Below are 12,639 nucleotides of genomic sequence, written 5' to 3'. Positions count from 1 at the left end.
GACCTCGGCTGAGCGCTTCAGTCGCCGCTTTCGGTGAACTTCTCCAGATACAGCCGCAGATGTTCCAGGTAGCGCTCGACCGCCTCGACCATCGGCGGCGGCCCGCACAGGTAGATGTCGACGTCGCCCTCGTGCAGGTGCTGCGCGGCGATGTGCTCGGTCACGTAGCCCTTGCGCGGATAGTCGCTGTCGGCGCTGGCCACGCAGGCGCTCCAGGTGAAGCCGGGAATCCGTTCGGCGAACGCCTCCAGGCGCTCGAGCCCGACCAGGTCGACGTCGTGGGTCACCCCGTAGACCAGGTGCAGCGGGTGCGCGCTGCCCTGCTCGGCGATCCGTTCGAGCATCGCGGTGAACGGCGCCAGGCCGGTGCCGCCGGCCAGCATCAGCAGTGGCCGGTGAATTTCGCGCAGGTAGAAACTGCCCAGCGGGCCGTCCATCGCCAGGCTGTCGCCGGCCCTGGCCGTGCCACTGAGGAAGCCGCTCATCAGCCCACCGGGGACGTTGCGGATCAGGAAGCTGACCTCGCCGTCCTTCGCCAGCGAGCTGAAGGAGTAGGCGCGGCGCTGCTCGCTGCCGGGCACCTGGAGGTTGACGTACTGCCCGGGCAGGAACGCCAGGCTGGCCAGCGCCTCGCCGCGCAGCGACAGGCCGATGGTGCTCGGCGACAGTTGCCGGACTTCGCTGATGCGCGCCTCGTAGCGCGCCTGGCCGGTCCTGCACAGGGTCGAGGACGCCGGCACGCGCAGCACGCAGTCGCTTTCGGCGCGCATCTGGCAGGTCAGCACGTAGCCGCGGGCGGCTTCCTCGGCGCTGAGGGCATCGTCGATGTAGTCCTGGCCCAGCGCATAGCGCCCGGCCTCGGCCAGGCACTTGCAGGTGCCGCAGGCGCCGTCGCGGCAGTCCAGGGGGATGTTGATGCCCTGGCGGTAGGCCGCGTCGGCCACGGTCTCGCCGGGCGCGGCATGGATGAAGCGGGTCACCCCGTCTTCGAAGTTGAGTGCGATCCGATGGTTCATGGCATGTCCCTCGACAGCCCGCCGGCGCGGGCGTCAGACGTGGTAGACGTCGATCAGCTGGCGAACGTAGTCGTTCTTCAGGATCACTTTCTTGGCCTTGATCAGCGGACTCTCGCCGCGTACGTCGAGGTCGTAGAAGGTGGTGCCGAAGTAGCTGTCCACGGTCTTGTAGCGATAGCTCAGGGTGTGCCAGTTGCAGCGCGCGCGGCAGATGCCGTCGTCCTCACCGAGCAGTTCGATGTTGCTCAGGTTGTGCGAGGTGCGGGTGTCCGGCAGGGTCGCGCTGGAGCGCTCGGTGCGGATGCGGAATACCCGGTCCTCCAGACCGCCGCGGTTGCCGTACCAGATCAGCGAGATTTCCCGCTGCGGGTCCTCGGTGAGCTGGTCGCGGTCGTCCCAGGACGGCATCCAGAAACTGGCGTCCGCGGCGTACAACGCCAGCCAGGCGTCCCAATCCTTGTCGTCGAGATAGCGCGCCTCGCGGTAGAGGAAATCGCGCAGGGCGTCGTAGCCCAGGCTCATGACGCCACCTCCCGCAGCGCCACGCGCTGCGTCCGTTCGCGCTCCAGGGCGGCGAGCAGCGCCTCCTGCCAGTAGCGATGCTGCAATACGAACAGCCCTTCGTCCTCGGTGCGCACGCCGCTCAGGCGCGGCCGCAGGTCGATGGCCGCGGCCGCCGCGTCGGCGCCCTCTATCCAGTGTTCGGCGCCGCGCGACAGGTCGTTCCAGCCGACCACGCTGCCCTGGTAGCCCTGCTGGCAGGAACGGAACTCCTCCAGGTCGTCCGGGGTGGCCATGCCGCTGACGTTGAAGAAGTCCTCGTACTGGCGGATGCGCCGGGCGCGCGCCTCGGCGCTCTCGCCTTTCGGCGCGATGCAGTAGATGGTGATTTCCGTGCGGTCCACCGACAGCGGCCGGGCGATGCGGATCTGCGAGCTGAACTGGTCCATCAGGTAGACGTTGGGGTACAGGCAGAGGTTGCGCGAGTTCTCGATCATCCAGTCGGCGCGGGCCTCGCCGAAGTCGCGGGCAAGCTCGGCGCGGCGCTCGAAGGCCGGCCGGTCCTCGGGGTTGGCCCAGCGACTCCAGAGCAGCATGTGGCCATGCTCGAACGAGTAGAAGCCGCCGCCCTGCCGGGCCCAGCCGGCGGCGCTCATGGTCCGCGGCTGGTCCGCGGCGTCGCGCTGCTGGCGCTGGCTCTGGGTCGCCGCGTAGTTCCAGTGCACCGAACTGACGTGGTAGCCGTCGGCGCCGTTCTCGGCGGTAAGCTTCCAGTTGCCTTCGTAGACATAGCTGGAAGAGCCGCGCAGCACTTCGAGGCCTTCCGGCGACTGGTCGACGATCATGTCGATGATCTTCGCCGACTCGCCCAGGTGCTCGGCCAGCGGCCTGACATCGGGGTTGAGGCTGCCGAACAGGAAGCCACGGTAGGACTCGAAGCGCGCCACCCGGGTCAGGTCGTGCGAGCCCTTGCAGTTGAAGCCCTGCGGGTAGCCGGCCTCGGCCGGGTCCTTGACCTTGAGCAGCTTGCCGGAGTTGTTGAAGGTCCAGCCGTGGAACGGACAGGTATAGCTGCTGCGATTGCCGCTCTTGTGCCGGCAGAGCATCGCGCCACGGTGGCTGCAGGCGTTGATGAAGGCGTTGAGCTGGCCGTCGCGGTTGCGCGCGATGACGATCGACTGGCGGCCGATCTGGGTGGTCAGGTAGTCGTTGATTCCGGCAACCTGGCTTTCGTGGGCGAGATAGACCCAGTTGCCCTCGAAGATGTGCTTCATCTCCAGTTCGAACAGGCGTGGGTCGGTGAACATCTCCCGCTTGCAGCGGTAGACGCCGCGCTCGGGGTCTTCCTCGAGCAGAGAACGCAAGTAATCGCTACCCAGGGACATGGCCGGGGCCTCCGTTGTTATTGTTCAGGCCCGGTCAGGTTAGGTAGCGCGTACTGCTGGGGATATCCGTTGCCTGCGGATCGCTGGCCGATTCCTGCACGCCGTGGCGGTCGGCGCTAGGCGCGCCGGCGCAGGGTTTCCGAAGGCAGCTCGCCGAACTGCCGGCGATATTGCTCGGCGAAGCGGCCGAGGTGGGCGAAACCGAAGTCCAGGGCCAGTTCGGTGAGGTTGCGTACCCGGCAGCCGGGGTCTTCCAGGCAGGCGCGGATGCGCTCCAGGCGCAGCCGGCGAATGTATTGCCGAGGGCTCTCGCCAAGCTGGCGCTCGAACAGCGCGTACAGCGAGCGAGTGCTCATGTGCGCCTGCTCGGCCAGCGCCGCGACCTCGATCTCGCTCTGCAGATGGCGGCGGATGTAGGCATCGAGGCGGGCGAAGACGACCTGCGCATCGCCGGGGTCCTCGCGGCTGACGTTGGTCTTCAGCAGGGTCAGCAGCTTGCTGCCGAGGATCTGCTCGAAGTGGCTGTCGACCCGCGCCAGCCGCTCGCCGGACTCGGCCTCGCGGCAGACCAGGGCGAGCAGGCCGACGAAGCCTTCCAGCTGGTCCAGGCGATAGCGATGTTCGAGGAAACGCACGCCGCGTGCCGGATGGCTCCAGCGCTGCTCGGCGCAGATCGCTTCGAGCAGCGCGCAGGGCAGCTTGACGATGAATTTCTCGCAGTCCGCCGAATAGGTCAGGTCGACCGGATCGTCCGGGTTGATCAGCAACAGCTCGCCCGGCGCCAGGGCGTGTTCCTGCCCGCCGCCGCGCCACAGGCAGTGGCCGCGCAGGAGGATCTGCAGGTGGAAGATGCTCTCCAGCGCCGGCGAGGTGACCCGTACCGCCGCGCCGTAGCTGATCCGGCACAGGTCGAGGCTGGCGAAGGTGCGGTGGTCGAGGCTGGCTTGCGGCCTGCCGGCGGCCGGCAGGCGTATGCAGTGCGTACCAACGTGCCGGTTGACGTAGCCGGACACCGCATAGGGGTCGGCACGTTCGAACACCCGGCTGCGCTCGCTGAGCAAGGAGGCATTCATGGGCAGGACACTCAGGCTGCTATCGTTGTTGTTATCGCCGCGCGGCGCCAAGCGCCGGGCGCGGAACATCCACCCACACTACGCAAGCCCCCCGCCGGCGACAATCCGGGCCGGCAATCGCGTGCGGTAATCGAACGGAATCCGTCCAACGGCCAACGAAAAAGGGCCGCCAGGGTTTCCCCTGCCGGCCCGCTTGCGCGCCCGCTTCAGCCGGCCGCCGGCGTCTCCTCGCGCGGACCGGCGTCGCGCCCGTGGGTCCAGCGATAGAGCACCGGCAGCACCAGCAGGGTCAGCATGGTCGAGGACAGGATGCCGCCGATCACCACCGTCGCCAGCGGCCGCTGCACCTCGGCGCCGGTGCCGGTGGCCAGGGCCATCGGCACGAAACCGAGGGACGCCACCAGGGCGGTCATCAGCACCGGACGCAGGCGGGTGATGGCGCCCTCCCACACCGCCTGGTCGAGGCTGCGTCCTTCCTGCAACAGGTTGCGGATGAAGGAGATCATCACCAGGCCGTTGAGCACCGCCACCCCGGACAGGGCGATGAAACCCACCGCCGCCGAGATCGACAGCGGTATCCCGCGCAGCCACAGGGCCAGCACCCCGCCGGTGAGGGCGAAGGGGATGCCGGTGAACACCAGCAGGCCGTCCTTGACGTTGTTGAACATGGCGAAGAGCAAGGTGAACACCAGCAGCAGCGCCACCGGCACCACTACCTGCAAGCGCTTGGCGGCGGACTGCAACTGTTCGAACTGGCCGCCCCAGGTGGTCCAGTAGCCGGCCGGGATCTTCACCCCGTCCTGCAGCTTCTGTTGCGCTTCCAGCACGAACGAGCCGATGTCGCGACCGCGCACGTTGGCGCTGACCACGATGCGCCGCTTGCCGTTCTCCCGGCTGATCTGGTTCGGTCCCGGCGAGAGGTCGAGGCGCGCCACGTCCGACAGCGGGATGAAGTCGATCCGCGCCAGGTTGTTCGGCGGCAGCGGGATCAGCAGGTTGGACAGTGCCGGCAGGTCGGCGCGCAGGGTTTCCGGCAGGCGGATGACGATGTCGAAGCGGCGGTCGCCCTCGAACAGGGTACCGGCATTGCGTCCGCCGAGAGCGGTGGCCACGGTGTCCTGGATGTCGCCGACATTGAGGCCGAAGCGTGCCGCCTTGTCGCGGTCGATGTCCACCGTCAGCACCGGCAGGCCGGTGGTCTGCTCGACCTTCACCTCGGAGGCGCCGTCGATGCCTTGCAGCACCTTGGAGATCTTCTCCGCGGTGTCGTTGAGCACCTGCATGTCGTCGCCGAAGACCTTCACCGCGACGTCGCTGCGCACCCCGGAGATCAGTTCGTTGAAGCGCAACTGGATCGGCTGGGAGAACTCGTAGACGCTGCCCGGCACCTCAAGGGCCGCGGCCTGCAATTCTTCCAGCAGCGCCTCCCGCGACTTCTTCGGGTCCGGCCACTGGCTCTGCGGCTTGAGCATCACGTAGCTGTCGGAGGCGTTCGGCGGCATCAGGTCGGAGGCGATCTCGGCGGTCCCGGTGCGGGCGAAGACCCGCTCGATCTCCGGGAACTTGCCCATCAGCTTCTTCTCCAGGGTCTGCTGCATCTCGACCGACTGGGTCAGGCTGGTGCCCGGCACCCGCAGGCCCTGCATGGCGAAGTCGCCCTCGCTGAGGCTGGGAATGAACTCGCTGCCCATCCGCGAGGCCACCAGCGCGGTGAGCAGGATCGCGCCGAGGGCACCGCCGACCACCAGCGCGCGGTGTCCGAGCACCCAGCGCAGCGCCGGTTCGTAGGCCAGACGCGCGCGGCGCATGACGAAGTTCTCCTCCTCCTTGACCTTGCCGGTGATGAACAGCGCGATCGCCGCCGGGACGAAGGTCACCGAGAGGATCATCGCGCCAAGCAGCGCGGTGACCACGGTGAACGCCATCGGGTGGAACATCTTCCCCTCGACCCCGGTGAGGGCGAAGATCGGCAGGTACACCACCATGATGATGATCTGGCCGAAGACCAGCGCCCGGCGCGCCTCCCTGGACGCGGCGAAGACCTCGTGGAAACGTTCCGCGCGGGTCAGCTGGCGGCCGTGGTGGGCCTGGGCGTGGGCCAGGCGGCGGATGGCGTTCTCGACGATCACCACGGCGCCGTCGACGATGATGCCGAAGTCCAGCGCGCCGAGGCTCATCAGGTTGGCGCTGACCCTGTTGCCGACCATCCCGGTGAAGGTGAACAGCATCGACAGCGGGATGATGGTGGCGGTGATCAGCGCCGCGCGGATGTTGCCGAGGAACAGGAAGAGCACCGCGATCACCAGCGCCGCGCCTTCCACCAGGTTCTTCTTCACCGTAGCCACGGCCTTGTCCACCAGGGTGGTGCGGTCGTAGACGGTGATCGCCTTGACTCCCTTGGGCAGGGTCCGGTTGATCTCCTCCAGGCGCTGGCCGACCGCCTGGGCCACTTCCCGGCTGTTCTCGCCGATCAGCATGAACACCGTGCCGAGCACCACTTCGCGGCCGTTCTCGGTGGCCGCGCCGGTGCGCAGCTCCTTGCCCAGGCCGACCTCGGCGACGTCGCGGATACGGATCGGCACGCCGTCGACGTTGGAAACGATGATCCCGCGGATATCGTCCATGTCCTTGACCTGGCCCGGCGCGCGGATCAGCAACTGCTCGCCGCGCCGCTCGATGTAGCCGGCGCCGACGTTCTCGTTGTTGCGCAGCACGGCGTTCTGCAGGTCGCCGAGGGTCAGCTTGTAGGCCGCGAGCTTCTTCGGATCCGGGGCGATGAGGAATTGCTTGGCGTAGCCGCCGATGGTGTTGATCTCGGCCACGCCCTTCACGTTGCGCAACTGCGGACGGATGATCCAGTCCTGGATGGTGCGCAGGTCGGTGGGCGTGTAGGCGCTGCCGTCCTCCTTGGTCGCGCCCTCCTCGGCCTCTACCGTCCACAGGTAGATCTCGCCGAGACCGGTGGAGATCGGCCCGAGGGTCGGCGAGATGTCTTCCGGCAGTTGCTCGCGCGCCGTGCTCAGGCGTTCGTTGACCTGCTGGCGGGCGAAGTAGATGTCGGTGCCTTCCTCGAAGATCACCGTCACCTGGGAAATCCCCGGCCGCGACAGCGAACGGGTTTCCTGCAAACCCGGCAGGCCGGCCATGACGGTCTCCACCGGGTAGGTGATCCGCTGCTCCACTTCCAGCGGCGAGTAGCCGGGGGCGGCGGTATTGATCTGCACCTGGACGTTGGTGATGTCCGGGACCGCGTCGATGGACAGCTTCTGGTAGCTGCCAATGCCGACCCCGGCCATCCCCAGCACCGCCAGCAGGACCAGCCAGCGTTGCTCGATGGCGAATTGGATGATGCGTTCGAACATGCGAAGACTCCTGGAGCGGGACTCAGTGACCGTGTTCCGCCGAGCCCTTGCCCAGTTCGGATTTGAGGATGAAGCTGCCGCTGGCGGCGACCTGGCTGCCGGCGCGCAGGCCCTCGAGGACCTCGACGCGCTGGCCGTCGCTGATGCCCAGCTTGACCGGCTGGACCACGAAGCCGTCGGCCACGCGGACGAACACCACGTCCTCGCCGTCGACGTTCTGCACCGCGCCGTCGGCGACCGTCAGGACTTCCTTGCGGGTCGCCTCGGCCACCTGCACGGAAACGAACAGGCCCGGGCGCCAGGTGCTCTCGGGGTTGCTCAGGGTGACCCGGGCGGTGGCCGCGCGGGTCTGCTCGCCGAGCAGGTCGCCGATGTAGGACACGGTGCCCTCCACCTCGCTATCCAGCGCCTGGGCGAGCACCTTGACCTTGCTGCCGACGCGGACCTGGCCGAGCAGTTGCGCGGGCACGTTGAAGGTGGCCCAGACCGAGGACAGGTCGGACAGGGTGAAGACGTTGGCGGTGCCGTCCACCGGCTCGCCCTGGGTCAAGTGCTTTTCCACCAGCACCCCGGCGAACGGCGCGCGCAGCTCGTAGCGGTTGCCGCCCTGCAGGCTGGGATTGCCGCCGAGCGCGGCGATCTTCGCCCGCGCGTTGTTCAGCGCGATCTCGGCTTCCTGCAAACCCTGGCGGGCGAGCAGGAATTCCTGCTCGGCGGAGATGCCCTCCTTCCACAGCTGCTGCTCGCGCTTGTAGGTGCTCTGCGCCAGGCTCAGGCGGCGCTGGGCGGCGGCGAATTCGCTGCGCTGGTCGGACAACTGCGGGCTGCTGATCACCGCCAGCAGCTCGCCCTGCTTCACCGCCTGGCCAAGGTTGGCCGGCACGCTGTCGACGATCCCCGGCAGGCGCGGGACGATATGCGCGGTGCGGTCCTCGTTGAAGCGGATCTCGCCGGGCAGCGAGACCACCTGGGCCAGGCTGATCGTCCGCGCCGTATCGAGGGTGATGCCGGCGGCCTCGATCTGCTCGGCATCCAGCTCCAGCTTGCCCTCCTCGCGGGTGAAGGCGAAGTCGTAGCCCTGCTTGCCGGCCATCAGCTTGAGGCGCGCGGTGAAGGCATGCGGCTCGGCGATCCCGGCATTGGCCACCAGGCCATCGCCGCTGGCCTTGAACAGCAGGTCCTCGACCTCGCCGGTGGCACGCTCGACGTCCGCGCCGAGGACCACCTCCTGCGGCGCCAGCGCCTTGCCGCCGCGCTCGACCCAGGCCTTGAGCGGGCTGCCGTCCTCCGGCACCAGCAGTTCCAGGGTCAGGTCGCCCTGGCGCAACAACATGCCGCCGCGCGGCCCGCTGCCCTCGCCCTCAGCGGCCGCTTCGCCGGCGCCGGCCGGCGCCTTGCCGCCCAGCTCCAGGTAGGCGCCGCCGCCCAGGCCGAGCAGTGCCAGTGCGGTCACCGCGATAATCGTCTTCTTGCCCATTCTGTTCTCCCGAACCGTTCGGGGGGCGCGCCGGCGGCCCGCCCCGGAAATCTCACTGGCCGAGGTGGCCGATGTCTTCGCCGAGCAGGCGCTCCATGCTCACCCGCGCCTGCGCCGCGGCGTCCAGCGCGCGCACGTACTGGGCACGGACGCCGACCAGGGTGCGCTGGGCGTCGAGCACGTCGAGGAAGTTGAACTTGCCCATCTCGAAGCCGCGGGTCATCGAGTCCAGCGCGCTCTGTGCGCCGGGCAGCAGGTCGCGACGGACCAGCGCCAGCTCCTGTTCCGAGGTGCGCAACTGGTCGTAGGCCTGTACCGCTTCGCTGCGCAGGCGCAGCAGGGTCGCGCGCTGTAGGTCGCGGGCCTGGTCGGCGCGGCTCTGGGCGGCGTAGATGTTGCCCTGGTTGCGGTCGAACAGCGGCAGCGGCATCGACAGGCCGATCAGGTTGACCCGTTCGCCACGTCCGTCGCGGGCGGTCTGGTCGTACTTGCTGCCGATGCTGACCGTCAGGTTGGGGATGCGCTGGCGCTTCTCCAGGTCGACCTGGGCCTCGCCGCGCGCTACCTCCTGGGCCGCCAGGCGCAGAGTCGGCGACTCGTCGAGATGGCGCAGCAAGGCGCCACGGGTGATGCTCGCCGGCACCGCGTCGAGCGCGCCGCCGACCCTGGCGAAGCCTGGCTGCGGCTCGTCCCAGGTGCTCGACAGCTGCACATAGGTGCGCTGCTGCTCCAGCTCCGCCTGGCTCAGGTCGAGCTGGGCGTTGTCCGCCAGGACCTGGGCGCGAACCCGCTCCACCGAGGAGATGCTGCCGGCCTTGACCCGTCGGTCGGCGGCCTGCAGAGCGCGCCTGGCCAGGTCCAGGGAGGTCTTCGCCAGGCGCACCCGCTCCTGCGCGGTCAGCGCCGCGTAGTAGGCGCCGCGGACCTGGGCGCGCAGTTCGGCGCGACGGACTTCCAGTTGGGTCCAGGCGATCTCGCTGCCGCGTTTCGCCACCTCCACCCGCGCACCGCGCTTGCCGCCCAGCTCCAGCGGCTGGGCGATGCTGACGCTGGTCTGGCGATTGCCCTGGCGGGTGTCCTCGACGCTCCAGGACAGATCCGGGTTGGGGATCAGCCCGGCCTGCTGCCGCGCGCCGCTGGCGATCTCGGTCTCGCGCCCCACCGCCGCCAGCTCGGGGTTGCTCCGCAGGGCCCGCTCCAACGCCTGCTCGAGGCTGATCGAAGTGCCGTTGAAACTCACCGGCGCCTCGTTCGCCAGGGCCGGCAGGCCCAGGCAGAGTCCCATCAGTAGCCAGCAGGCGCGTTTCCCCGCGCTGGCCAGTGGCCGAAGTATCGGCATGTTCCGCTCCTCGTCTGCTGATCGTCGTCGGCGACGGCGATCCATTACCGGCCCGGAACCACGCAACCGTTCATCGGCGATATCTCGCCGGCGATATTCGAAGTTGCACTTCCGGGATGCGGCAGATGTTAGGTAGCGGGGCTTATCGGCAAGGTGACGGAAGAATTACAAGTCGGTAATGAATATTCTCCACGGACAATTAGCGGTTACACTTCGGCAACCTTCGAAGAGACTGGCAATAGTTGGATGAAACATAGGGACAAAGCAACATGCGCTTACAAAAGGCATTGCCCCTCACGCCCAGCGGTGCTTGCGCCGCGGACATTTCCAAAGTTTTCAGGCGGACTCCCGGGAGAACTACCCGGTCATTCGATAATTATCATCGAAGCAGCGCAACGATATGAAATTACATTTCCAGGACTCTATCCAGGCAACGCCCGCAATGTAACTTTATAGCAATGCACTTAAACATTTACTTGCAAATGAATCCATACTTTATATAGGGGCGAACATGCGCATCCTTATTATCGAAGATGAAGTCAAGACTGCCGACTACCTGCACCAGGGCCTGACCGAAAGCGGCTACATCGTCGACCGCGCCAACGATGGCATCGACGGCCTGCACATGGCCTTGCAACACCCTTACGAACTGGTGATCCTCGACGTCAACCTGCCCGGCATCGACGGCTGGGACCTGCTCCGCCGCCTGCGCGAACGCAGCAGCGCGCGGGTGATGATGCTCACCGGGCATGGCAGGCTGACCGACAAGGTGCGCGGCCTCGATCTCGGCGCCGACGACTTCATGGTCAAGCCGTTCCAGTTCCCCGAACTGCTGGCGCGGGTCCGCTCGCTGCTGCGCCGCCACGACCAGGCACCGATGCAGGACGTCCTGCGGGTCGCCGACCTGGAGCTGGACGCCAGCCGCCACCGGGCCTTCCGCGGCCGGGTGCGGATCAACCTGACGACCAAGGAGTTCGCCCTGCTGCACCTGCTGATGCGGCGCAACGGCGACGTCATCACCCGGACGCAGATCATCTCGCTGATCTGGGACATGAACTTCGACAACGACTCCAACGTGGTGGAAGTCGCCATCTGCCGCCTGCGGGCGAAGATCGACGACGGCTTCGACCTCAAGCTGATCCATACCATTCGCGGCGTCGGCTACGTCCTGGAAGCGCGCCGATGACGCCACCAGGCCGACTGTCGCTGCGCCTGGCCCTGCTGGTCGGCGCCCTCGGCGCGCTGCTGGCCCTGGCGCTCGGCGCGATGGCGCACTGGAACCTCGGCCGCGAGCTGGAAGCCCGCGAGCGGGAAAACCTGCAATTGAAGCTGGAGCAGATCCGCCACAGCCTGGAAGACGATCTCGACCTGCGCAGCGACCCGGCCGTACAGGCGCATGCCCTGCAGGACCAACTGGTGGCCCACAGCGGCCTGCACCTGAGCATTCTCGACAGCCGCAGCGGCCAGCCGCTGATGAGCTTCGGCGACCAGGCCGCGGCCAGCGTCGCGGCCAACCGCGCGCTTCTCGCCCGCTTGCAGGCGGACGCCCGCCAGCCGGTGTTCCAGAGCTGGAGCACCGGCAACGACCAGCGCCTGCTGAGCATCGGCGCTTCCATGCGCATGAAGAACGGCACCCCGGTACAGGTGTTGCTGAGCAGCGAGCGCAACGCCGACGAGCGCCTGCTCGACGGTTTCCTCCGCGCCACCCTGCTGGCCCTGCCCTTCCTCCTGCCATTGATCGCCCTGGCCGCCTGGTGGGTGGTGCGTGCCGGCCTCGAACCGTTGAACCGCTTCCGCCGGGTGGCCGCCCAGGTCAGCCCGCAGGATCTCTCCTACCGCATCCCCGAGCAGAACCTGCCGCGCGAGCTGGACAGCCTGGCCCGCAGCTTCAACCACATGCTCGGCCGCCTCGAGGATGGCGTACGCCAGCTCTCGCAGTTCTCCGACGACCTGGCCCACGAACTGCGCGCGCCGATCTGCAACCTGCTGGTGCGCAACCAGGTGCTGCTCAGCCAGCATCGCGACAGCGCGGCATACCGCGAAGCCCTGGAGTCCAATGCCGAGGAACTGGAGCGGCTGTCGCGGATCGTCACCGACATGCTGTTCCTGGTGCAGGTGGACAACCCGGCGATCCAGGCCCAGTTCGGCTGCGTCGCCCTGCACGAGCAGGCGGCCAAGGTCATCGACCTGTACGAGATGGTCGCCGAGGACAAGGGCGTCGAACTGCGCCTGTCCGGCAGCGGCTTCGCCCACGGCGACAACCTGATGATCCAGCGCGCCATTTCCAACCTGGTGTCCAACGCCGTGCGCCACACCCCGCAAGGCGGGCGCATCGACGTGCGGATCGGGGAGCGCGCGGGGCACACCGAGGTGAGGGTCAGCAACGACGGCCCGGGCATCCCGCCGGAGTACCTGCCGCACCTGTTCGAGCGCTTCTACCGCCGCGCCGGACGCCAGACTGGAGCCCAGGCCGGCACCGGCCTGGG

General features: G+C 67.9%; 9 protein-coding genes. 2 read left to right on the top strand and 7 right to left on the bottom strand.

Annotated elements, in window-relative coordinates; genetic code table 11:
• Positions 1-17: 17 nt before the first annotated feature.
• The 7 genes from benC to FFS27_RS18090 form a co-directional block, all read right to left on the bottom strand.
• On the bottom strand, positions 18-1,016 hold the full coding sequence (benC, locus tag FFS27_RS18120) for a benzoate 1,2-dioxygenase electron transfer component BenC (protein WP_137952126.1): 999 nt from the start codon (positions 1,014-1,016) through the stop codon (positions 18-20).
• A 33-nt stretch (positions 1,017-1,049) separates the two neighbouring features.
• Positions 1,050-1,538 (bottom strand): benzoate 1,2-dioxygenase small subunit, encoded by a 489-nt coding sequence (gene benB / locus FFS27_RS18115; RefSeq protein ID WP_003120077.1) that lies wholly within the window; start codon positions 1,536-1,538, stop codon positions 1,050-1,052.
• A complete protein-coding gene (gene benA / locus FFS27_RS18110) occupies positions 1,535-2,902 on the bottom strand; it encodes a benzoate 1,2-dioxygenase large subunit (protein ID WP_003109535.1) in 1,368 nt (455 codons plus the stop codon). Before benA ends, benB begins: the two co-directional genes overlap by 4 nt.
• A 116-nt stretch (positions 2,903-3,018) precedes the next feature.
• Positions 3,019-3,975, bottom strand: a complete 957-nt coding sequence (locus tag FFS27_RS18105; RefSeq protein WP_003109534.1) for an AraC family transcriptional regulator — start codon at positions 3,973-3,975, stop codon at positions 3,019-3,021.
• A gap of 206 nt (positions 3,976-4,181) precedes the next feature.
• Entirely contained in the window at positions 4,182-7,337 is a 3,156-nt protein-coding gene (locus FFS27_RS18100) for an efflux RND transporter permease subunit (RefSeq protein WP_023101211.1), read from the bottom strand.
• Positions 7,338-7,359: 22 nt separating this feature from the next.
• Complete coding sequence (locus FFS27_RS18095) at positions 7,360-8,814, bottom strand: efflux RND transporter periplasmic adaptor subunit (protein ID WP_003109532.1); 1,455 nt, start codon at positions 8,812-8,814, stop codon at positions 7,360-7,362.
• Positions 8,815-8,866: 52 nt separating this feature from the next.
• A complete protein-coding gene (locus FFS27_RS18090; protein WP_003113317.1) occupies positions 8,867-10,153 on the bottom strand; it encodes a TolC family protein in 1,287 nt (428 codons plus the stop codon).
• Between the two features lie 511 nt (positions 10,154-10,664).
• Here FFS27_RS18090 and FFS27_RS18085 point away from each other — a divergent pair.
• Entirely contained in the window at positions 10,665-11,339 is a 675-nt protein-coding gene (locus tag FFS27_RS18085; RefSeq protein WP_003089900.1) for a heavy metal response regulator transcription factor, read from the top strand.
• On the top strand, positions 11,336-12,639 hold a 1,304-nt coding region (locus FFS27_RS18080), incomplete at its 3' end, for a heavy metal sensor histidine kinase (protein WP_137952125.1). The genes FFS27_RS18085 and FFS27_RS18080, both read left to right, overlap by 4 nt.

The sequence above is a fragment of the Pseudomonas sp. 2VD genome (assembly GCF_005503585.1).
Lineage (GTDB): Bacteria > Pseudomonadota > Gammaproteobacteria > Pseudomonadales > Pseudomonadaceae > Pseudomonas > Pseudomonas aeruginosa.
Note: the sequence above shows the minus strand (reverse complement) of the source record. Positions and strands in the feature narration are given on the sequence as shown.